This is a genomic window from Arsenophonus endosymbiont of Crataerina pallida (assembly GCF_964020125.1).
Lineage (GTDB): Bacteria > Pseudomonadota > Gammaproteobacteria > Enterobacterales > Enterobacteriaceae > Arsenophonus > Arsenophonus nilaparvatae.
On record NZ_OZ026540.1, the window covers coordinates 3,664,668 to 3,685,940 of the forward strand.

A 21,273-nucleotide genomic window follows, 5' to 3' on the forward strand; every position below is an offset into this window, starting at 1 on the left:
TTGCTGCAAAGACTATCAAATCATTTTGTATGTATGCTATTTGGTTTGCGTGTTTTTGAGTATCTTCTTGCAGAATACAGATAAGTATTTGGTAAGCAACAGTTATCAAATGAAGGCTGAGGCTTTTTGTCTTTTAGATTGAAAGTGAGTGATGCAATGGTATTAACAGTATCATCTTGCTTGTTGAATATGGAATCAAGGATTTGCTCTGTAGAACGAGGTTTAGGTTTCGCTTCATATTCAGCGCGTTTTCTATCCCAGAATGCCATTTGTTTTGCTAGGCGACGAGATTTAGCATTGTCTTTTTTAGGTTTAAAGATAATGGTTGCCATTTTGTTTCTCCTAAATAAGTTTTGGTGGTGTGTGCCGGATACTTTCGGTTAATGTTCACAGCCTGTTTATTCCCTGGTGTAGAAACGAGAGTTGACTGTTTTATTACATTCACACACCCCAAAACTCACTTGGTGGTGATGCTCTAAAGCTTATTCAGAGCGGTGATTCCAATATGTTAAAGAGCGAGATGACTTAGTTACTGCTGACTGCACTTGCCTTCATGTTCATACGCCTCAGGCTGGCTACTTAGCAACGTCTGGCAAAGTTTCAGATAACTCGTGGTATTGTCTGGCGTTTGCCTGTTGCAGTGAGTTGATGGGGTTATTTAAACATGAAACTTAAATTTAAGTCAATATTAAATTTAATTAAAAATAAGTATTAAACTTATTAATTAAGTTAACAATATGATTTTATTTAAAAAATAAATTTAGAATTAATTGATAGAGGTTTTTTGCTTTTTTATGGGGGAAAAGACGAGGATTTTATTAAAGTTTTACCTTTACAATGATTTGTTTATGTTTTTCTTTTGTAAAAGTTCTTTTAATAGTTTGTCGTAATAATATTTTTTTTCAGTCAAAGTTTTTAAAAGTTCGTTAGATTCACTTTCTGGTAATTCATTGAATAGTTTTAATAATAATTTTTCTTTTTCTGATAATTCAGGTTTCGGGAGGTCTAAGTCATCAATTGAAGCATCACCTTCACCTAAGAGCCAAGCCACAGAAACATTTAAATGATCCGCTAATTTTATAGCAGATTCTTTTCCTATGCTTCCCCTTATATACCAGCCATTAACAGATTGAGGAGTGACTCCGCAAATTTTTGCCATGTCTGATTTTGTAATTGATTTTACCTCAATAAGTTTATTGAGCCTTTCTGATAAGGGGTTGTTTGTGTTTTTATTTATCATTTTGTTCATATATTAATTTTAAACTTAAAGTTTAAATAATGAAATAAGTTTAAAGTTGACTTTTATTAAGTTTTTTATTTAAATAAAAACTAAAGGAGGAACAATCATGTCTGCCCTAAAGAAAGTTATTAACGTAACAGGCACTGCTACTCGTTTAGCTGCTGTGTTAGATGTTTCAAATATGAAAGTTAGTCAATGGAAAAATAAGTATAAAGGTCGTGTGCCTGTCGATCGTGTTTTAGCAATTTACGAATTAACAGGAATAACTCCCCATGAGTTACGCCCTGATATTTACCCAAATCCAACAGATGGTATACCTGCTGATAAGCAAAATGCCATCTAAGTAACACCGTTCTTTAACATTTTGACTCGCTCTGAATAAGCGTTAGAGCCACCACAACCTCATAGGAATATGGAGGTAGGGAATTTTATTACTTAAGGATTATAATCATGGAATATTCAAATACTATCAAAATCACCTGCAAACCTGAGCATTTAGAATCTTACTTCTACCAGAAGATGGCATCAGAAGGCGGTAATAACGGGTTTGCCAAATCATTAGGAATTCACCCCTCAACAGCGAGTCGGGATAAAACCAGAATCTTTAAACTAGCCTGTCAGGTCGTCTCAGAATACGGCTTGCCGAGGCATGTGGTGAATGTGCCTGATTCATCGACACAGGAGGTTGTTATTACGAATATCTCAGGTGAAGAGATATGCAAGCTGATAGACATGCTGGAGCATTTGAGATTGCCAAAAAAAGAAGCTTCAAGGTTAAAAAACGATGAAGCTTGCAAATATCATATCGAACTTTGAGTTTGGTTAGTATTTCAAGAAGTTTAATACGAAGGGAAACCGCAAATTTCCCTTTTTTCTTTCAATTTCAGCGAGTTCATTATGCCAAAAAAGCGACGATTTATCAATAAAAACCATGAAGAAAAAGCCCATCCAGATAGTCCTGATGGGCTATTAGTTGCTGCATCAAAAAATAAAGATTTCGCCCGTCGGTTAGTATCAGAATTCAGAAAGTTACAAGGAGTTAAACATGGCTGCAACAGTCACCAGTCTTGATGATTACAGAGTTAAAAACGAAGTCAGGGAGAATGCCGTGGCTGAAATTGAAAATGGGTATACCAGAATAGCGAATGAGTTACTGGAGTCTTTGGCCAGTTCAGATCTGACATCCAGACAGTTAAAAGTTATGTTGGCAATTGTCAGAAAAACATACGGTTTTGGTAAAAAGTTTGATCGTATTTCTGATTCACAAATTGCGGAAGTAACAAGTTTATCAAGACAGAATGTGAATAAAGCAAAAAATGAATTGATTACAATGTGTTATTTAATTATCGATGGTAATAAAATAGGGGTAAATAAAACGGTTTCAGATTGGATTAATCAATCTAGAGACACTGTCTCTAATTTGAAGACAAAAAATGTCTCTAAGTTGGAGACAGATGATGTCTCTAGATTGGAGACACACAAAAGAAATCTTTTAAAGAAAAAAGAAAATACACCCCTAACCCCTCATGAGGGGAATGATGAGAAATTAGTTTCTAACAATCGAAAAACCAAAATCCCTATCAGGAAATCCTGCAAGTTTACAACGAGACAGTAGGGGACAGATTACCCAATGCTGAATCACTGAATGACAAACGTAAACGGGCTATTGGTAAATTCTGGAAAGAACTCAAAACTCCTTCGGTTGATGCTGCTAGAAATTATTTCGAAGTATTTGTTGAAACCGCTAATCCCTGGTATTTCGGTGAAAATGACCGAGGCTGGCGAGCAAGTTTTGATTATCTGCTAAGACCCGACACGGTAACGAAAACAAGGGAGGGTGCGTTATGATAAATCAAGTCCCCAACAACCTTCCAGCCGAGCAAAGTGTTATCGGTGGTTTACTGATAGACCCGATGAGCGATAATGCCTTGAAGGTGTTTTCACTGCTAAGCCCGGATGATTTTTACGCAACACACCACCGATTGATTTATGCAGAAATGCGCGCGATGAGTCGGAAACGTCAGGCAATTGATATTATCACGGTGGATGAAGCATTATCCAAATCAGGGATGGCTCAAAAGGTGGGCGGCTTTGCCTATCTTGCTGAGATAGCCAAAAATACACCGAGTGCCGCAAACATAGTAAGTTACGCAAAAAGCATCAAAGAGAGTGCGGCAGGACGCTACACGGTTGAGAAAGCGATTGAGATTCAAAAACTGTTTACTCAGCCTAATGTGCTAGGATTTACTGATAAAATCGACATAGCGCAACGTCTGATTGATGAAGCTACAAAGTTTGGCAAGGTTGGACACAAAACAGGCCTTCGTCGAATTGATGATGTACTGGATAGTGTATTTACAGATATTTGTGACCGTCAGGATAATCCTGAAAAACATTGTGGACTCAAGACAGGATTTAGGGACTTTGACGACCTACTTAAGCCTAAACAAATCGTTAATGGTTCGCTGTTTGTGGTTGGTGCACGCCCCAAAATGGGGAAAACCACCGTGTTGACTGAAATGGCGAAAAACGTTTCCAATCAGGGAAGAACGGTGTTTTTATTTAGCATGGAAATAATAGACAATCTTCAATAACAGTCGTCAACAGCCACTGACAGTCGATAAATTAAAATTAATACTTTGTTTTATAATGTTTTTATTTTTTATCTCAGTATAGAATGACTGTTTTCAGTCACCTATTATATTCCTTGTGTCATCAAATTTATGTACATATTGGTGTACATGAAATATTATATAAAAAAGACGTAAGGAGAAAAAAATATGGCGGTAAGTGATTCTTGGTTAAGAGCGGTAAATGGTAAGCCACAAGCTAAAATGATGACTAAATCAGACAGAGAGGGTTTATCAGTTCGCGTGACTCCAAAAGGTAAAGTCATTTTTCAATATCGCTATCGTTGGCAGGGGAAAGGTGATCGGATAGACATTGGAACCTATCCGGCAATTAGTTTAAAAGATGCGCGTGATAGTGCGCTTTTTTACCGTGGTGAACTAGAGCAGCACAGAAACCCGAAAGTGGTCAAACGCACTCGTAAACAAAAATCAGTTGAAGCGCGAACGGTTGAATCCGTTATTCGTGACTGGTGGGAGAAATCGCTTAAAAATTCACAGGTTAAAGCCGGTGAGATATTACGGTCATTTGAAATTTATGTTTTCCCCAAGATCGGCAATTTACCCCACAACGAAACGCACTTGCATGTCTGGCTATCGCTAATTGAAGAGGTGGTGAAAGCGAAACCGGCGATAGGAGCACGGATTTTACGTTATACCAAAACTGCCCATCGGTGGGGAATTCGCAGGGGGATTATTTCTTTAAATCCACTTATCGATGTTACCTCACAGGATTTAGGGGTAAAAACGCAACAAGGCGAGAGAGTGTTGAGTAGCAACGAGCTCAGGGTATTATTTGCGTTAATTGATGCGCCAGACTATAACCCTAGAAATGCCCTGATAATCAACCTAGCGTTATTGTTTGGTTGCCGGATAGGTGAATTGCTAAAAGCAAAAATGGCTGATTTCGATTTTACTAAAGGAATATGGACAGTGCCACCAGAGAATCATAAAACAGGGTGTAAAAGCAAAAAGCCCATTATCCGGCCTATTATCCCCGCGGCAGAGGAATTGATCAGAACTGCTAAAAAATTGAATTATGGCAGTGATTATTTATTTACCGTCTCAGAAGGGAAACCTTTGTGTGTCAGTGGGCATATTAGTTTTATTAGCAATCTCAACAAAAAAATGGCTCGCAGATTTGAGAACTATACTCACTGGTCAATTCACGATTTGCGTAAAACCATGCGTACGGGGGTTGCGGAATTAACCCAGCCCCATGTTGCTGAGATCATGTTAGGGCATAAACTACCGGGGATTTGGCAGGTATACGACAAGCATACCTACCTAGAGGAACAGCGAGAGGCTTATGATCGCTGGTGGAATAAAGTTAATCAAATCGTTTACCCATCTCCCAATCCAGAATATCCTGCCGGGCAAAATTAAGCTCATCAGATCTAAACCGAGGGCGTGGAAAACCTTCCCGCCGTTGGTATCCGTTACCCGCCCATAGTCTGATAGTGTGAGTTGACACTTTGTACCTTTTTGCCAGTTCACTGGTTTTGACAAAAGGGGATTCATTCATAGGATATTCTCCTTTATTACTGTTAAACGCTTACCTTTCGGTATGGGTAATTTGAGTGGGGTAAATTCAGGTGGGATAATGCTTATTCGCTCTATGCTATTTCTTCAATGTGTCGAGGAATACCCCTAAATAGACAAAGAGTGCTGGCACTATCATAATGCCGATAACCAGTAGCTCTTGCCCGCCTAAATGGATATTGCCTAATTCGCCACGTTTAAACCTGATTTGTGGGTCAATGACGGTATCGGCGTGCGCAAGATGTCCAACTATCAGTTCGAAGGCGAACGCTGCACTGATAAACAATAATGTCGTGATTAATAATTTGATGATGTTAAGTTTCATGGTTTGGCCTTTGTAAAATTAGCTTATTTCTTAACGCAAATCGCTTTGGCGTTGATATCCTTGAAAGTTTCAAATTCCCTCTCAAACTGTTTAGCGGCGAATTGGCACATGTTCTCAGTGTCAAATTCCTGAGTATGAACACTTGCAAAGTTACTCGATGCATAAGGGCTGGCATACATGCCTAGGATTAAAATCCACATGGTGGGCTCTCCGTTGTTAATGAGAATGGTAATGTTAATGATAACTATTTGATATTAAAATATAAATTTTTGTAAATTTAAGGTTAAGTCTGTTTATATATACAGTCTTGATATACTTTGGCATAGTTATTTGGTTGTGTGTTTGCTATTCACAATTTTTTTACCTGGTGTTGGCCAGCCTTGCGCTGGTCTTTTTTACTTTATCTTCATCGCTTCCAGTAATAAATCCTGTATTGCCCGTTTTGAATTACGGCGCGCCATCACCACTTCATCGAGTGTATCTTTAGCGACGATATGATGAATAAAGACAGGGCGATTATGTCCGGCTTGCGCTTGACGCGTGGGGCCGATACGCTCGATAATTTGCTGGTACTGCTCCAAGTCCCACCAATGGGAGAAAAAGACCAGAATGTTACCGCCGTCCTGTAAATTTAAGCCGTGTCCACAGCTTGCGGGGTGGGCAAAAAGCAACGGGATTTTGCCACTATTCCAGTTGGTAAGGGTTTGTGGGTTAGCGTCTAACATTTTGCCTTTTGGAAACGCTTTTACTAATCTTTCAAGGTCATGTTTCCAATGGTAAGCGACCAGTACTGGCGTCCCTCCTGATTCATTAACAATACTCTCCAGTGCCTGGATTTTGACATCGTGTATCGCTGTCCAGTTGCGATTGTCATCGCTATAAATAGCACCACTGGCAATTTGCAAACATTTTATTGTTTTGGCCGCGGCATTTAACGCTTCAATCGCACTCTCGCCCAATTCAAGAAACAGTTCTTTTTCCATGGCCTGATAGTGTGCTCGCGCTTTCGCGGGTAGTTCAACGTTAATAACGTTGTGTACGGGTTCGTCGATATCAAACCAATCAGCGGCATTAAGGGATAGCGTGACATCGCTGAGTGCTAACTGAATTTGTTGATGAGCAAACCCTAAAGGCTCAAACCTGCTCCACTGTTGCCCGGGGAACTGGATACGGTTAAACCAGCGAGACGTAAACGCATTATGGGTTCTGCCTAGCCGTTCGCCCTGGTCAACAAACCAGGTTTGCCCCCATAAGTCCATCAGGCCATTCGGTGAAGGCGTACCGGTCAGATTTACCCATCGATGAACCGATTTATGGGCGATTTTGGCGAGTGCAGCGGTGCGTTTACCGCCTTTGCGTAGCCGGAATGATTTTAACCGGGTGCTCTCGTCAGCGATAATCGTGCCGAAAGGCCAGCTGTCACCTAGTGTTTCAACCAGCCAGACGAGATTGTCATAATTGACCGTAAATACGCTGGCATGGGTATTTTTGAGAGCTGTCATCCGCGTTTTTGCAGTGCCAATAATGGGCTGCACTTCAATATTACGCAGGTGGCCCCATTTAAGCGCTTCGTCAGGCCAAGTGGATTGGGCTACCCGTAAAGGGGCTAATACCAGTGTGGGGTTGGTTTCACTGCCTGATAAATAGAGATTTTCTAATGCCGTCAGGGTTGCTGCTGTTTTACCCATTCCCATCCCCGCCCAGACATTTGAGCGTTTGATATCCAGCAGGTGATTGATAATGAGATTTTGGTAAGGTCGAGGGGTGAAGGTTTTCATAAATTGCCTTTTAGCTGTTTTTAAAATAATTCAGCGATATCGATACCGTGTATTTCAAGCCACACCTCCCTCGGATAAATCACTTCACGGCGGTTTTGGTCAGGATTGAAACAGGTTGGGTATCTCGAGGTGAGTGCGTCATAAATATCGTGTTTGTCGAGCCAGGCATTTAACACTTTCCAGCCAAACATTTTTCCCGTCGCTCTCCACACTGCCTGTTGAGAAGCCCATTCTTTACTTGCGCCAAATCGGGAGGCCATTTTTTCACGCTCTCGTGTCGCACGATTAGCAATGCGCTGGTAGGCTGAATTACGTTGAAGTGCAATAGCTTCCCTTTTGCGACTAATATGGGACTTGGTACGGATAGCTTCATTTCTCTGGTCAGTAATAACAGCCTTTTCCTTTTCTGAGATAACCAAGGCTTCAAGCGCTTCGATGTAGTTAGTGGGTAATGAAGGGGTGTTTAATTTCTGTTCCAGTTCTTGCCAACGATCAACCAGGCGAGCCGTAAATTCAGGGCAAAGTTGAGCAACAACAATAATGCTGTCACGTTTACCTTGTTCACCTTCAAAAATAAAAACTTCAGTGAAGCGATTTGGGCTATTTGATTGTTTATTCTCAATTTTCTCAGATTGAGGAAGTTGAATAATCTCACTCTTAGCCAATGTTTCAATAGTCCGTTTTACGTTGTCGTGACGTTTGTTGACCAGTTCCGCAATCTCAAGGCTTGACATAGTTAAACTTTGGAAAGTTATTAAATTTTGCATGTAAAAATTCCTCAATAATGAAATTGATGAAAGATTGCCCCTTAGCAAGGGGCGTTAAGATTAATTAGTGACGTTCTAGGAAATGGGTCAACTCACCTTCGTACCACTGATCGGTGCGTGCGGTGATTATCCCGATTTGTTGATGGTGAAAATGTTCAAAAAGTTGTTTTATTTCCGCTAACACGGTATCGATATTCTCACGCTTGCGTAAAAGCCGTTTGATAACTTGTTTTTCAGCGTCATTAATAATTTGGCGCAATGACTTGGTGATATAGTAAATGCGTCGGCACTCATCAGCCATCAGCGGTATATGCTCCACCTGAAAACGCTCAGGTGATGGCGTGCACGTCACTTCACGTAAAGCCAGCCACACCGCATTACTCCACGAACGCTCAAACCGAAAGCCATTTGTCATGCACCAGACTAAGTGCGTCAGGTTACGGGTGTCTGAATGGGTAAAACGCTCTACGGCTTTTGGTTGGTATTGAGGAGTAAAGTTGGGGCTTTGATTAACGGCTTGTTTATCGAGGATATCTAGCACCCATTTTCTGAATTCTTTTGCTATATGTGTACGGGCAAACATAGCGATTAGGTGTGCACCTCTTAGAGAAAAGATGCGAACTGGCATTCTAACCGTTCCCGTTTTTCTAACGACGCCCAAATTGACCGTCGTTGTCATACATTCGGAAAACTCATCTTTATTGCGATTGAAAATTTTTGTTACTGCATCCGTTTCTGTATATTCCAGTGCTCTAGCAAGTTCAGCAGAAGTAAACCAAATTTCTCTGTTATGGGAAATAGTTTCAAGAATAGTATTACGGAAAATTAAAGTAGTCATAGTAATGATTACCTGTTTAGTTAAGGATAATCACCACCTAGAGGTCTCAAACTCATATTGGCGGTGAACTGAACAGGGTTGAGACTACCGGCTAAACAGGACCCGGCGAGCCTTTCGGCTCCCCCATCCAGCCCACCATTGATTCTTGCTATGGCAGACTGACGCATAAAAAAAACACGCTGTCGGCGTGCTATGCGCCTGTTTAGTTACCGGGGTCTCAATCCCGACACCTGATTTATCAGATGCAAATAAACTATAGCGCATGATTTTTGCTTTCGTCAATGGGTATTTAAAATGTCAATATTTTATTATGTTGCTGCAATTCCGTTCATCATGATGCTTAGCAATCTGGGAAATTGGCTATCATAGAAATGGGGCTGAGTCTGACGGGGATGGTTTGGGTCAGTTAAGTTTTTTCCAAACTGTAATCCTCTTTCCGTCAGTGACCAGAATAGTTTTTCCTTGTCAGGATGTTTGCTACTTGGGCGTGATTTACGCTCAACAATACCTAATAATTGCAAACGTTTAAAGCCGGATGGCGGACTGTAAGGCTTACCATGCAGCAGTAAAAGCTCCGTAAAAGAGTGCGTCACTTCGCTTGATACTGTCATGCTTCCTTCAGGTGCATCAACGGCGTAAGCAGGTAGTACATCTGGCATACCAAGGGAAGATTGCAATTTTTTCATTGCACCAAGTAGACCAGAAGGGGCGATACGCAGCTCTTGTTTGTAAAAAGCGATCATGGCTAAACCAGCTTGCACTTTATCGGTTAGCGGTTGTGTAGGTGTAGCGATAACTTCATCGAAAGTACGAATAACTTTAAGATTAAAAGCTGCGCTAATCCACATGGCGTAGGCGTAAACTAGTTCTTTAGCAACGTAAGTTCCTTGCTCGACACCTCCTCGAATGACCGATACCGGAATTCCGCCCTCGCTCAAAAATTGTTCAATTAATTCTTGAGTTTGTTTATTAGCAAGCCAATATGCAGGACTGTCTTTTTTAAGATCACCAGCGGCTTTATGTAAATCATTTAGACAATAACGCCCGAAAGCGTCTTGACGAACAACGGTATTTTCAATAACAACTAATTTAGACATGGAAACACGCCTCCGTAGTTAAACAAAGAGAATCAATAAGATATAGTGACTTAAAGGGTTCTTAGTCCACAGTGGGTAAGATGCTGCTTAAATCGTGACTGTCCAGTACGATGACCTGATGGCCTAGGGCAAAAAGCCGTGCGTGTTCGCGTAATTGGTAGGGGGTGGGTTTTTCGCCCGGTGCTTTACATTCCACGAAAATAATCTTGCCATTGGGGAGTGCAACTAATCGGTCAGGTACGCCTCGTCGTCCCGGTGAAACAAATTTATAGGCAATGCCACCGATTTTTCGTACTTCACTGACCAAATGTTTTTCAATGCTCTCTTCCCTGATTAACCGCATGGATACATCCTTTTAATATGTTCCCGTTTGATTTGCATCAGGCAAAAATCGCCGCGGTGTTCACTCCAGATACGATTATTGCGATTACGCGCCAGTCGGTTTGCCTGTGACCATGCGCGCGCCGCTTCATGGTATTGGCCTGACTGTTCAAGGTGTACCGCATCCTGTGCTGCCTTGAAATAAAGTGGGCTGTCGTTTTTCATAAAGGCCATGATGTTTATTTTATCCTGTGTGTGTTATTTATTCCTTGCGATAACGATAAGTCTCAAACCCCGCTGCACTAAGCGGTAAATTAAAAGCCCAATCCGGATTAAGACTTAACAGCTTACTTAACCCCTCGGCGGAAAATTGAGGAGTATCCGGCGCTTCGCTGATAATTTCATCATGGACGGTTAAGACAATCGCATAACCCGCCTTTTCAATGCGTGGCATGCTATAGGCCAAGACATCGCGTGCGGCGGCCTGACAGATATTTTCAGTAATTTTACCGCCGTAGGTTTTTAACCGTTCCCATTTTCGGCTGTAGGGATTAGTCCCCATGTAGGTGATTTGTCCATTCTCTATTCGCGCAGAAGGGTAGCAAAGACTACGACCTGATGGTAGACAAATTCTGAGCCAGCCTTTATCGCGACGAAGGCTAAGTTTACGGCACTTAAACACTATCCCCGGTGACTGAATGGCTTGTTTTACAGTGTCTTCAATGTCGTACCAGAATGATACGGTTTGTGGATGGGCATTGCGCCACATGCGCTTAAGGGAATCGCAGGTAACAAAGACTTTTTCGCTGAGGCCATAAGTCTTCTCCGTTTCAACGGATTTTTGATACCAGCGCATCGCCTCTCGCTTAACGTTAGGCGGTATGTTAGGTAATGCGGCTTCCGCCAGTTCATCTAAATCCAGACCGTAGGCGAGGGCAAATGTCAAAAATGCCGCAACCCCACCGCCATAGCCTAAGCCGAGTTCCATCACCTTACCGATTTGTCGTTGAGCTTTAGTGACGTTCTCAGGTAAAAGATTAAATGCGCGCGCATAGGCGAGTTTATAGAGGTCATCGCCTTTGCCGTTATCAAACTCGCTAAAAGCATTGACTTTCCAGTTTTCCCCTGCCAGCCATGCCAGCATGCGGCCTTCAATATTTGATAAATCGGAGATAACCAGTTTCTTACCGGGGGGGGCAATAATACATCCTCTTAGCGCAGAACTGGTCAGTTGCATAATGTCATCACAAATCAGCTCGGCGCATCCAGCTTTTAATGCTTCAATCCCGTCATTAATGATGTTTGGGTCAAGCGTGGGTCGGGGGAGATTATCCGGTTGAAAAATCCGCCCCGCCCAACGCCCAGTGCGTGAGGCGCCACAAAATTGCTTGGTTCCTCGAAGTCGTCCATCTGCGCTGACCGATTTTAACAGCGCCTTATATTTACTGGTGCTGGTTGTACACGATTGCAAACGGACTGATAGTAGTTCGCGTAAAGCGGGTGGAATATCAGGGTCATTAATGCGTCGCTGTAGCGTGCTGGCTTGCATGTCCGGTAATGTGATGCCAAATGCTGAAACGATATGCTGTAGCAGTGCATCGCGTTGGGTCGCGGACTGTACGGCGTTACCCGTCAATTGCTGAGCGACGGTTGATAACCGTTTTTGCTCGTTTTCAACGGCAGTCAAGGCGCTTTTCGCCAGTTCAACGTCCATACACATCCCACGGCGATTAATTTTCTGGTCTAACTGCCATAACGCTTTTTCATCAAAACTCATATTCCAACGTGGTAAATGCTGATAAATCTCGCGCATCGCTAAAATATCTGAGCCTGCGTAAGTTTTAAACCGCTGCCATTCTTCAAAATGTGTTAACGCCGTGGCGCGTTGTATTTTGCTGTTTTTAGGACGCGGTTTGCAAAATAACTGTATGAGCGCTTTACCTTCTTTATCTTTGGCTTTATCGCTATTGACGTTGAAGATATGGCAAAGCGAACTGAGTGCACCGGGTAGACCGTGTGCCAAAGCTTGTACCAGGGTGTCGTGAACGCGGGATAACGGCAAGTCAATATTTAACACTTTGCTTAAAATCACCGTATCAAACATGCCGCCGTTATGCCAGATGGTTAAAATCGCAGGGTCATTAAGATAAACTTTTAAATCTGTGGGCATTGTTTTATCTTGCGTCACATCCCAGACCTTTACGGGGTGATGATTGTAAGCATAAGCAAAAAGTAAAATTTCTGCATTTTCAGCATAGCGATGCGTGCCACAATTAATCGGAATATCGCTATAGGTTTCTAAATCGCAAAATAGTAAATTTTGCATAATCCATCCTTATCAGGCGGTCACGGAAAAACGCCCCATTTTAGGGTGATACCACTGACTGCCGCGTTTCTCAGACTCAAGCATCATGTTATCCAACGCGTTTTTAAATGCCGCTTCATCAACCACCGACATTTGGGTAATTTGGCCACCGGGTACAACATGGGGCACTTTTTTATAAGGCACCTTCCACGCCATCACTAACTGGCGACATTTGGCATCGCTTAAGCCGTACTTTGTTTTAAGATAGCTATAGCCCTGAAAACCGGCTGGGATAGTGCCTTGTTTGATATGCTCGATTTCTTCTGAGACTTGCTCTACCTGATGCTCGATACTCTTTAACCGACGCTCCTGTGCAACGTTAGCCAATGCCATTGCTGCAATAATTTCATTGGCGCTTTGTGGTTTGCTTTGCTGCTCCAGTTTATCAATCAGCGAGCGGCGAACCGCTCTCGATTCACGCGCCGCAACACGAAGCGCTTGCTTAAGCGTCATTTCGATAATTTCAGACTCCGTATTGTTCGTTTTTTGCACTACAAAAATTTTGTAGTACTCGCCTTCGAGTTCATCTTTAATGCGATCGATAAAGACGTTATTTCTAATATTAGGTTCTCCGTGTTCTTTTCGTGTTTCGTTAACCATGACCAGTAATTGTTGTGAGTCGATAGTCTCGCTGTTGGAAAATGTGATAATTTGCTCAGTGGTTGAATTTTGCATGTAGGAATTCCTCAAAGTTAATTGATGAAAGATTTTGCAGATTGAACCCTAAACCCGTTATACTTACCTAAACACGGGAGGATAACGTTATGGGTCAGGTTGCATTTGATGCACTACAAGCATCGGAAGAACTAGAAAGTGCTGGCATTTCCAGAGAACAAGCCAGAGCCATTTCACTTGTCGTACGTAGATCGCATGAGGTTGCAGATGTTGCGACTAAAGCGGATATTGTTGAGGTCAACCGCAATATTGCTGATGTCCGCAAGGACTTATCGGCTGAGATAGCTGATGTTCGTAAAGACTTATCGGCTGAGATAGCTGATGTTCGTAAAGACATGGCTGTTCGTTCTGAGAAAACGGATGCTCAAATCGCTGATGTCCGTAAGGATATTGCTCAGATAGATAAGCGCCTTGATTTTTCAGAAAAACGGTTTGACAGACTGGAACAAAAATTTGACCGGCTGCAATGGTTCTTATTGGCGGGTATTCTCGGTTTACTGTTTAAAGAAATAATCCCTAAATTATGGGGCGGTTAATTTTATCAATATGCCAGTAATAAGTGTGTTGATTGCTTAAATGTTTCTTTTAAGGCAGTTAGCGTCTTGAGCAATGCTGTGTAATAAAACAGCGATTTTCTCTCTGATAATTACTGCAATCCTGATTTTTTCAATAAAAACACCTTGTATTTCTATATGTTTAGCTTTGATTGTTGCTAGTTTGTGTAAGCCATAAATTGCTGTTTTCAACTCCTCAATATTTTTTAATACTGAATCTATAGAGGTTTCTTTTCCGGTAAGATAATTCATCTTTTACTCCTTGATTGAATCTTTAACATCTGTACAGCCCCCAACTTACCGATGCATTTTTGCCAGTCGTTTATTCTCTTTTCTCAGGTATTGATTTTCTTCTGCCAGTAGTTGAATCATATTGATTAATGTCTTGGTTTCCTCATCGGCATAAACGGGTTGCGCTAAGTTAAGTAAATAACGGCCGTTGTTACTGGGGTTAGTGAGCGTAAGGACTTCAGTCATATTATCTAATTTCATTTTTAAGCCTCCTTGAGTTATTTACACTTTACATATCAAATTTCCCGTAAGCTAAATAGAGTAAAAACTACTCATATTTTTAATCGATGCCTGATTATTTAGCCACTTCAGGCCGCAGTGGTTTCTCTGGTGTTTTAAAAGGCGATATCGTCTTCTTCCTCAGCCATGCTCAGGTCGTCAAACTCGTCAACGGAGGCCACGCTTCCACCGCTAAAGGCATCGCCATCCCGGAAAAACTGAACCCCTCTTAAGGAGGCTGAAACCCCTTTACCATTATTGTCATAGGCATAAAATTCAATGGTGGCGTTAACGTAACAGCCAGAGTAGGGACGACCGTCCTGTGCGGTGAGTGGTGTACGATTTACGTCAATGACTAACGGACGATCTTTATTACTGGCGATGATGTACATATTTCCGGCATAGCCATCGTATTCTTTATTGTCGCCATCGCGGAAGCAAAAACGGTTGTTGGAGTGGCAGATGCTGTTATAAATTTTTTCTACCTCTTTGGCTCCCCATTTTTCCTTAATGACCGCCTTAATCCCCGTTTTGATTTCTTCAATCAGGTCAGTACGGCTTTTGGCGATAAGGAAATTGGCACGGTATTTGAACGCTCCTTGACCACTGACTTGCGTAGGTTCAAATAATTCTGGAAAAGCCAGACGTATGTTGTTTAATTTAATTTTCATCACGTTACCTTTTAATTAGATGGATTTATCAGCGAGTGCCGCTTCGGTCACATCGTCAAAGTCGTTTAAGGGATTAATAACAAGGGCAGGGCGAGGGTCAGATTCCGGTGCGATAACGGGTTTCCCGTCTGCTCGCTCAATAAGCGCTTCCAGTTTTGCCCAGCGACTCGGTTTGTCTTTTTTAAGTAGTTTCTCAGCCTGTGGCGGACTGATAATTTTCTTGTGGTAGATTTGTTCCTGTTTAAGTTTGGCGCCTTTTAACAGTGCTTCGGCTTCACGTTCATCACACCAGGTGCGATTACCCTGTTTGCCCGTAACCAGTTTAAAGCCCGGTACTGATTGCCCATTATGTAATGCCTCAGCGACCCGATTGCGTAAGGCTTTACAAAAGCTCTCTATCAAATCGACATGCGGGTAGAGTGTTGCCATTTGCCCAGGGGTTAGTAACGTAATACGTTTTGGCGCATCACTTAATTGTGGTGCGAGCGGTTGGGTTAAATCGACAAAATCACCTTTGACTTCATTATGGACAAATTGCGCCTGGGCAAAACACAATCCGCCTTTTGCTTTGCAGAATTGGCATTGCTTGATGCCCGGTGAAAAGGCATTATCCGGGAGGGAATTGATACCGCTGTGCTCGGCAAGGGTGGCCATCTCCATGGCTTTTTGCGCCCTCAATCTGGCTAAGTCACCAAAGTCTTTTAAATCCTCAACCGATACTGCCCATTCGGACAGATGGTTAAGTCTGGGCTGATGAATAAAAAGACGAACCGTTTTAAAATCATAAATAAGGTCAAACTGATGTAACGCCCCCAGGGCATAGAGCATTAGTTGCACATTTTGCCTGGCATCGACTTTAACGCCTTTACCGTATTTCAGGTCATGGATTTGCAGTTCACCATCGCTGACAATAATCGCATCGGCGGTACCAAATGAATTATCGACGCCGATGACCTGGGAAAAATCCACTCGCTCCTCAACCTGTAAGATTTTCCCGTCCGCCAGTTGCCAGACAGTATCAACATAGATCTGGACGTGCTCAATCATCTCCTCATCCACTTGTGGCGAGTTGGCTTTTAACAATGGATACGTGCCGATATAGTCTTTCGCATCAAATCCAGATGTTCGTCTACGCCCGTCACTAAACGGGTTTTGGCGCATTGTTAAGATACTTTCCGCTAACGCATGCGCCGCGCTTCCTTCTTCCGCAAACGGCGATGTTTTATCGGGTAAGGTGGCCTCGACTGCGAGACTAGCTGCGCATCTCATCCACCTATGCGCTGAGGAGGGAGAAAGTTTTGCATGTTCAGCCATCGCTACCCTCGGCATTATCATCGGCTAAAACGCGTTGGGCTTTCTCGATAAACTGAACCAGATTGTCATCGGTTACGTCACCCATCTTTTTAGCGTTGAATGAGGCGAGGATATCCAGCGCTTCATTGCGATATCCGCCTTTGACCAGTTGAGTAATGCAGGCCGAAGCCTCACTGCGAAGTGCCTTAAAATCAATCGGTTTGACTTCTGCTGGGGTAGGCAATTCACGCAGTAATGACAAGGCAAATTCGCGACGATCGGTAATGCCAAAGAGATTATCCCAGTTAGCCAGTATTTTTAGGCATACGTCGAAGGTTTTGGCTTTAGGAAGAAATGTCACTTTAGGTAACCCGTTTAAGGCGCAATAAAGTGCATCAATTTGCCCGGTAACGCTATCTGCTTTTTCGGACGCAAAAGTCGCTTTGGCTTTAGCAACTTGCGTATTGTCAGGTTTAAGCGCTTTATCCCCAAACAAGACAGACAGGGCGACCACGTGACGCAAATCAAGTGATTCAATATCCACCGGTTCGGGCTTAGGCGCTACTTCAGGCGCTTCAATAATCGGCTCAATTGGTTTAACGGCTTTAGCAGGTTTCGTTTCGGTCTTAGGGGCTTTAACCTTTTTCTCGGCGACAACGGGGGCTGGTTTGTCTTCGGCTTTAGTGTGTGCTTTGACAACAGGCTCAGGTTCAATCGCTTCTTGAGGTTCAATGGTAACCGATGGCGCAACAGGTTGTGGCTTAACATCCGGTGTGAAGGGTTTCGGCTTTTTCACCCCTGTCGGTTCGTTTGGGTCACTGGGGTCATTTTCAGTATGTCCGACCAACTGACTGATTAACATTTTATGGGCTTCGGCCAGTTGATTGTGCGCCATGATCATTTGCGTGTGGTTTTCTGCCAGTCTTGCCAGCAGGGGGCTATTTGCGGTAAGCATGATGTGTCGACCTCAACGATATAAAGTGACCGGGAATTGGTGATTGGCATTCCGTTTTAGCACTTCAAGTTTTCTCAAATAGCGTAAACGCCGGACGTTGTTATTCATCGGAAATCGCTCCGATGACAGGATTTTTGCTTTTTGCATGGTGGTTTTTCCGATGGAATGGGTTAAATAGGGGATGCCTGATTATTTAGCCACTTCAGGCCGCAGTGGTTTCTCTTGTACCCCTACAGAGAGAAATTGGCTAAAATAATTTCACCCTTACAGAGTGAGAGAGTTTTATGTCAGAAGATAAAAACATTATTACTAAAATAACTGAGGTGTTAACAAATACGACTTCATCTGTTGGTCAGGCTTTTAGTGCTGGACGGGCTATTCTCAGTATGAAAATCGATTATGAAGTCAAATCAAAAACGATAGATTTATTAAATAAATTAGGTGCGGTATCCCAACAACAAATACTACTTCAAGAACTTTTGATGATGGCAAAGAATCGCATCATTGAGCTTGAAAAAGAGGTTAATAACAAAGAGCAATGGTTGATTGAAAAATCTAATTATGAACTTTATACCCCTAAACCGGGTACGGTAGTCTACCGTAGCAAAATACCTGAAAGTGCTGAGCAAAAACCTCACTATCTTTGTATTCATTGCTATGAGTCTGGAGTGAAATCGATACTTCAATATGCGGTCACTAAACCAGTTACTACGTCTTTGCATAGCGCGCTTTTCCATTGTCATAGATGCAATGCCTATTATGATTTCCCTTATGAGTATGTTAGGGATTACCCGTGATCAATAATTTTATTGAGTTGCCTGATATTTCTGGCGCGTCAGGCTCGCCCCCTTTGTGGTTTACGACAACACATAAAAGAGAAACAATATTAACAATGGCTAAATATATGGTGCGAGTTGAACTGCATGATGCTGATTCAAAACAATATGAAATTCTTCATGAAAGGATGGAATCACTTGGATTTTATCGAACACTCATGAGCGATAATAACAGACTGCTCAAATTACCAGATGCCACATATCAAGGTGATACATCTATCACTGCAAAAGATATATGCAATCAAGTTAATCGTATTGCCCATCCTCTATCTTACGGTAGTCCATCTATAATAGTTTGTAGCATGGTTGACGATTGGGAAGCCTGATTACCGTATACATCATGAATTGGCAAACCCAAAATTCTTATTGTTTTTACCAGGATCTTTACTAGCTCTTTTTTCTAGCTCTTCTGTTTCAAGTGCAATAAAACCGTCTCTGATAGCCGATGCAAGTGCTTTCGCCCTGACATTATCGATAGCGCGATTTGAATCCATTTCTGCCTGTAATGCATACAGTAACGCTTCGCTGGCTTTCTCTTGAGATTTTTCACTCAATTCTTCAAATTTCATCATTTCTCCTAAATACCAATCGGTTTTGGCGGTGTGTGCCGGAGGTATCCGGATTATATCTACAGCCATATTGGTAGTGCCCTGGTGTTGGTTTTTAACTTAATGGCTGTATTTTGGTTATTCACACACCCCAAAACCGACTGTTTGGCGCATCATCTTTCTTGCTCTGACGCTACAGGGAAATATTTATCCAAGAATGTTTGTAGTAAAGCGAGGAGTTTTTCAGCCTTGGCTTCCCATCTACCAATAAAAAAACTCAAATCAGTATTTTGAACTACACCAAGATAAAAAACGATTGGGAGAGCAAGAATTATAAATAAAAACCTAATCGAAATATTGATATATCTGAGCATTTTGTTCACCGTAAAAAGGGCTAAAGCGCGGTGCTTGTTAACGTAATTTATTCATTGCCTGCTTTTAACCACGTCAGGCGAGGTGGTATCCTTATGGTTCGATTAACTTATAAGGAAAAAGTAATGTCCAATAAAAATGAAAAATTTGTATGCTATAAATACGATGCTCGCGCTTTAGCGGTCGAATACCTTAGACGTTGTGATAAAAAATTTACCCCTGAAGAATATCTTATTGAAGTTCTTAAACTAGAAGATGTTTATCAAAAAATTATTGAGGATGCTGGCAGCAAGAAGTCTTTAGCTATTTGGAAGAAGCTAGGCCAGAAAGATTAAAAACCATTCCAACAACTATCGCCTCGGCGGTAGTTTTTGCAGCGTTAATAACGTCTTCTTTTTCTGCACCGTTTTTCACTAAATGTGTCACAACGTCTAAAACAGCTTGCTCCACCGTATCCATACAGTGATGAACAATTTCTTTGTCAATTTCCTTCCCGTCAATAATCACGGTTTTCCTACTTAACTGTTCGTTATCCATTTTTGACCTCTTGATATTGGTATCTGATGTGCAAATGTCGTCACTCACCATAGGCCACTTCGCAAAATGACCTATAATTAGTGTTTTTTGCGTTTGTATTTCTTTTTCTGTCAGTGTTGCCCTTTCACGACCATTTTTATCAAATGGGGCTAATCTTCTCGCCAACCGGATCGCGTTTGACGGTACATCGCATTTTATGCGTAGGGGTCTATACAGAAAAATCTGTGCGGTTCCGACTTTCTAAATTGTTAAAGAGCGGGTGTTCACTTCTAATCGTGATTTTGAAAATTTCATTTCGTGTTTATTTGTATAATAGATCATCACATTATGCATTGTAAACACATAATGTGTATTTATTTTCTATGGGCGAAAAAAAATCTTGTTTTTGAGATCATCAATTGTATTGTGACACAACAAGATTAGTGGCGTTGATTTATATAAATATTAGCGTTTTCTACGGTGAATTCTATGCTCCACCATTGTGCCAATAATGCTTATATTATGTGTGTCAGAATCAAGAATAGAATAGTCTGGGTTTAAAGGAACTAGCTCAAAACCGCCATTGTTTTTTTCTCGATATTTTTTAAAGGTAACTTCATGCTCACCATTTTTTGCAATTACAAATTCGCCCGGATGGGGCCCAATTGAAGAATCTATAATGATCGTATCACCTTCCTTAAATTCAGGTTCCATTGAATCCCCTTTTATTTTTAAAGCAAAAATAAGTTCTGAGCTCGGACCATCAAAATAAATTTTTTCTTCTATGCCATCAGGTGTAAATAAACAATCTGGCTCACCGAACATCCCTGCTTGTACGTAACTTAATACGGGTATTGGGCGTAACCCAGGTGAAATAAATTCTGCATTATCAGGAGTATTAAAAAGTAATTCTCCTGGAGTTATATTTAAAGCTTTAGCTATTATAACCGCATCTTCAACACTAACTTTACGAGCCCCTGTTTCATAGTTACCAATCCTAGACTGATAGCCCCATCCACATTTTTCTGCAAGATCAGATTGGCTAAGTTTTAAAGTTTCCCTAATACGTTTTATACGCTGTCCAACAGTTTCCATATAATCTCTCACTACCACAGTTGAAGATATATGTAGTTTATTTTAACACGATACGTGTAGTTTAATAACGTCTTGTTGTGTTGATTTTAAAACACGATTTGTGTTTTAATTGAATGCGAGAGGTGAATTATGAATAAAATTTCTTGTACACGTAAAAGTATTAATGTAACGCAACAAAAGCTAGCTGATACTTTGGGTTGGAAACAATCTCGCATCGGTAATTATGAATCAGGTATCCGTACCCCTGATCTGGTTTCATCCCGAAAGATTGTTAATGCCTTAAATCTGTTAGGTGCTGATTGTACTTTAGATTCTTTGTTTCCCCCTGATAGCATAAAGGCCAAATAA

The 21,273-nt window shown here is 41.6% G+C and carries 31 protein-coding genes and 1 pseudogene; 11 read left to right on the top strand and 21 right to left on the bottom strand.

Translation table 11 applies throughout. The features are described 5' to 3' along the window. Positions 1 to 20 precede the first annotated feature (20 nt). Positions 21 to 332 (bottom strand): hypothetical protein, encoded by a 312-nt coding sequence (locus AACL31_RS19755; protein WP_310513088.1) that lies wholly within the window; start codon positions 330 to 332, stop codon positions 21 to 23. A gap of 500 nt (positions 333 to 832) precedes the next feature. Next, positions 833 to 1,240, bottom strand: coding sequence for a helix-turn-helix domain-containing protein (locus AACL31_RS19760; protein WP_310513087.1), 408 nt, complete (start codon positions 1,238 to 1,240; stop codon positions 833 to 835). Positions 1,241 to 1,346: 106 nt separating this feature from the next. Here AACL31_RS19760 and AACL31_RS19765 point away from each other — a divergent pair, with 106 nt between their 5' ends. The 6 genes and pseudogenes from AACL31_RS19765 to AACL31_RS19790 all read left to right on the top strand — a co-directional run bounded on the left by AACL31_RS19765 (position 1,347) and on the right by AACL31_RS19790 (position 5,253). After that, positions 1,347 to 1,583, top strand: a complete 237-nt coding sequence (locus AACL31_RS19765; protein WP_310513086.1) for a transcriptional regulator — start codon at positions 1,347 to 1,349, stop codon at positions 1,581 to 1,583. A 107-nt stretch (positions 1,584 to 1,690) separates the two neighbouring features. Next, entirely contained in the window at positions 1,691 to 2,056 is a 366-nt protein-coding gene (locus AACL31_RS19770; RefSeq protein WP_310513085.1) for a hypothetical protein, read from the top strand. Between the two features lie 81 nt (positions 2,057 to 2,137). Next, positions 2,138 to 2,311 carry a hypothetical protein gene (locus tag AACL31_RS19775; RefSeq protein ID WP_310513084.1) on the top strand — a complete coding sequence of 58 codons (174 nt, stop codon included), beginning with the start codon at positions 2,138 to 2,140 and terminating at the stop codon, positions 2,309 to 2,311. Next, a pseudogene (locus AACL31_RS19780) lies at positions 2,286 to 3,088 on the top strand (replication protein). The gene AACL31_RS19775 and the pseudogene AACL31_RS19780 overlap by 26 nt, the downstream one beginning before the upstream one ends. Then, positions 3,085 to 3,834 (top strand): replicative DNA helicase, encoded by a 750-nt coding sequence (locus AACL31_RS19785; protein ID WP_339053575.1) that lies wholly within the window; start codon positions 3,085 to 3,087, stop codon positions 3,832 to 3,834. Before AACL31_RS19780 ends, AACL31_RS19785 begins: the two are co-directional and overlap by 4 nt. Before the next feature lie 186 nt (positions 3,835 to 4,020). Continuing rightward, positions 4,021 to 5,253, top strand: coding sequence for a site-specific integrase (locus AACL31_RS19790; protein WP_339053469.1), 1,233 nt, complete (start codon positions 4,021 to 4,023; stop codon positions 5,251 to 5,253). Between the two features lie 235 nt (positions 5,254 to 5,488). Here the strand turns inward: AACL31_RS19790 and AACL31_RS19795 are convergent, their stop codons facing one another. The 10 genes from AACL31_RS19795 to AACL31_RS19840 form a co-directional block, all read right to left on the bottom strand. After that, positions 5,489 to 5,734 (bottom strand): hypothetical protein, encoded by a 246-nt coding sequence (locus AACL31_RS19795; RefSeq protein ID WP_339053468.1) that lies wholly within the window; start codon positions 5,732 to 5,734, stop codon positions 5,489 to 5,491. A 23-nt stretch (positions 5,735 to 5,757) separates the two neighbouring features. Further along, a complete protein-coding gene (locus tag AACL31_RS19800) occupies positions 5,758 to 5,934 on the bottom strand; it encodes a hypothetical protein (protein WP_310513667.1) in 177 nt (58 codons plus the stop codon). A 195-nt stretch (positions 5,935 to 6,129) separates the two neighbouring features. Beyond that, positions 6,130 to 7,512, bottom strand: coding sequence for a DEAD/DEAH box helicase (locus AACL31_RS19805; RefSeq protein ID WP_339053576.1), 1,383 nt, complete (start codon positions 7,510 to 7,512; stop codon positions 6,130 to 6,132). Between the two features lie 20 nt (positions 7,513 to 7,532). Then, a complete protein-coding gene (locus AACL31_RS19810) occupies positions 7,533 to 8,279 on the bottom strand; it encodes a Rha family transcriptional regulator (protein ID WP_339053577.1) in 747 nt (248 codons plus the stop codon). Between the two features lie 64 nt (positions 8,280 to 8,343). Beyond that, a complete protein-coding gene (locus AACL31_RS19815; protein WP_339053154.1) occupies positions 8,344 to 9,117 on the bottom strand; it encodes a BRO-N domain-containing protein in 774 nt (257 codons plus the stop codon). Positions 9,118 to 9,425: 308 nt separating this feature from the next. Continuing rightward, the gene (locus AACL31_RS19820; RefSeq protein ID WP_339053579.1) at positions 9,426 to 10,214 is read right to left on the bottom strand and encodes a KilA-N domain-containing protein; all 789 of its coding nucleotides are present in this window, start codon (positions 10,212 to 10,214) and stop codon (positions 9,426 to 9,428) included. A gap of 61 nt (positions 10,215 to 10,275) precedes the next feature. After that, positions 10,276 to 10,557: a VRR-NUC domain-containing protein gene (locus tag AACL31_RS19825; protein ID WP_339053580.1), complete on the bottom strand. Its 282-nt coding sequence runs from the start codon at positions 10,555 to 10,557 to the stop codon at positions 10,276 to 10,278. Then, positions 10,548 to 10,769, bottom strand: a complete 222-nt coding sequence (locus AACL31_RS19830; RefSeq protein WP_310513200.1) for an ANR family transcriptional regulator — start codon at positions 10,767 to 10,769, stop codon at positions 10,548 to 10,550. The genes AACL31_RS19825 and AACL31_RS19830 overlap by 10 nt, the downstream gene beginning before the upstream one ends. A gap of 28 nt (positions 10,770 to 10,797) precedes the next feature. Further along, positions 10,798 to 12,861 carry a DNA polymerase gene (locus AACL31_RS19835; protein ID WP_339053581.1) on the bottom strand — a complete coding sequence of 688 codons (2,064 nt, stop codon included), beginning with the start codon at positions 12,859 to 12,861 and terminating at the stop codon, positions 10,798 to 10,800. A 12-nt stretch (positions 12,862 to 12,873) separates the two neighbouring features. Beyond that, on the bottom strand, positions 12,874 to 13,575 hold the full coding sequence (locus tag AACL31_RS19840) for a hypothetical protein (protein ID WP_339053582.1): 702 nt from the start codon (positions 13,573 to 13,575) through the stop codon (positions 12,874 to 12,876). 89 nt (positions 13,576 to 13,664) lie between these two features. Here AACL31_RS19840 and AACL31_RS19845 point away from each other — a divergent pair, with 89 nt between their 5' ends. After that, positions 13,665 to 14,111 carry a hypothetical protein gene (locus AACL31_RS19845; RefSeq protein WP_339053583.1) on the top strand — a complete coding sequence of 149 codons (447 nt, stop codon included), beginning with the start codon at positions 13,665 to 13,667 and terminating at the stop codon, positions 14,109 to 14,111. A gap of 36 nt (positions 14,112 to 14,147) precedes the next feature. On the opposite strand, the gene AACL31_RS19850 is transcribed toward AACL31_RS19845, so the two are convergent. The 6 genes from AACL31_RS19850 to AACL31_RS19875 form a co-directional block, all read right to left on the bottom strand. Then, positions 14,148 to 14,381, bottom strand: coding sequence for a hypothetical protein (locus AACL31_RS19850; protein ID WP_310513681.1), 234 nt, complete (start codon positions 14,379 to 14,381; stop codon positions 14,148 to 14,150). 45 nt (positions 14,382 to 14,426) lie between these two features. Continuing rightward, positions 14,427 to 14,621, bottom strand: coding sequence for a hypothetical protein (locus AACL31_RS19855; protein WP_310513699.1), 195 nt, complete (start codon positions 14,619 to 14,621; stop codon positions 14,427 to 14,429). A gap of 134 nt (positions 14,622 to 14,755) precedes the next feature. Beyond that, positions 14,756 to 15,310, bottom strand: coding sequence for a DUF2815 family protein (locus AACL31_RS19860; RefSeq protein WP_339053584.1), 555 nt, complete (start codon positions 15,308 to 15,310; stop codon positions 14,756 to 14,758). Positions 15,311 to 15,325: 15 nt separating this feature from the next. Continuing rightward, entirely contained in the window at positions 15,326 to 16,645 is a 1,320-nt protein-coding gene (locus AACL31_RS19865; RefSeq protein ID WP_422389267.1) for a DUF2800 domain-containing protein, read from the bottom strand. Further along, a complete protein-coding gene (locus AACL31_RS19870) occupies positions 16,617 to 17,558 on the bottom strand; it encodes a hypothetical protein (protein WP_339053586.1) in 942 nt (313 codons plus the stop codon). The genes AACL31_RS19865 and AACL31_RS19870 overlap by 29 nt, the downstream gene beginning before the upstream one ends. A gap of 12 nt (positions 17,559 to 17,570) precedes the next feature. After that, the gene (locus AACL31_RS19875) at positions 17,571 to 17,705 is read right to left on the bottom strand and encodes a hypothetical protein (RefSeq protein ID WP_339053076.1); all 135 of its coding nucleotides are present in this window, start codon (positions 17,703 to 17,705) and stop codon (positions 17,571 to 17,573) included. 137 nt (positions 17,706 to 17,842) lie between these two features. Between AACL31_RS19875 and AACL31_RS19880 the strand changes: the two genes are divergently transcribed. Further along, on the top strand, positions 17,843 to 18,355 hold the full coding sequence (locus AACL31_RS19880; RefSeq protein WP_339053077.1) for a hypothetical protein: 513 nt from the start codon (positions 17,843 to 17,845) through the stop codon (positions 18,353 to 18,355). Beyond that, positions 18,352 to 18,720, top strand: coding sequence for a hypothetical protein (locus tag AACL31_RS19885; protein WP_339053587.1), 369 nt, complete (start codon positions 18,352 to 18,354; stop codon positions 18,718 to 18,720). Before AACL31_RS19880 ends, AACL31_RS19885 begins: the two co-directional genes overlap by 4 nt. A gap of 12 nt (positions 18,721 to 18,732) precedes the next feature. Here the strand turns inward: AACL31_RS19885 and AACL31_RS19890 are convergent, their stop codons facing one another. Further along, the gene (locus tag AACL31_RS19890; RefSeq protein ID WP_310513657.1) at positions 18,733 to 19,032 is read right to left on the bottom strand and encodes a hypothetical protein; all 300 of its coding nucleotides are present in this window, start codon (positions 19,030 to 19,032) and stop codon (positions 18,733 to 18,735) included. Between the two features lie 377 nt (positions 19,033 to 19,409). Here AACL31_RS19890 and AACL31_RS19895 point away from each other — a divergent pair, with 377 nt between their 5' ends. Beyond that, a complete protein-coding gene (locus tag AACL31_RS19895) occupies positions 19,410 to 19,649 on the top strand; it encodes a hypothetical protein (RefSeq protein ID WP_310513645.1) in 240 nt (79 codons plus the stop codon). On the opposite strand, the gene AACL31_RS19900 is transcribed toward AACL31_RS19895, so the two are convergent. Both AACL31_RS19900 and AACL31_RS19905 read right to left on the bottom strand, forming a co-directional pair. Next, positions 19,618 to 20,016 carry a hypothetical protein gene (locus AACL31_RS19900; protein ID WP_339053588.1) on the bottom strand — a complete coding sequence of 133 codons (399 nt, stop codon included), beginning with the start codon at positions 20,014 to 20,016 and terminating at the stop codon, positions 19,618 to 19,620. The two genes, AACL31_RS19895 and AACL31_RS19900, sit on opposite strands and share 32 nt — an antisense overlap. A gap of 279 nt (positions 20,017 to 20,295) precedes the next feature. After that, positions 20,296 to 20,925, bottom strand: coding sequence for a LexA family protein (locus AACL31_RS19905; RefSeq protein ID WP_310513063.1), 630 nt, complete (start codon positions 20,923 to 20,925; stop codon positions 20,296 to 20,298). Positions 20,926 to 21,054: 129 nt separating this feature from the next. On the opposite strand from AACL31_RS19905, the gene AACL31_RS19910 reads away from it, so the two are divergent. Further along, positions 21,055 to 21,273 carry a helix-turn-helix transcriptional regulator gene (locus AACL31_RS19910; RefSeq protein ID WP_310513064.1) on the top strand — a complete coding sequence of 73 codons (219 nt, stop codon included), beginning with the start codon at positions 21,055 to 21,057 and terminating at the stop codon, positions 21,271 to 21,273.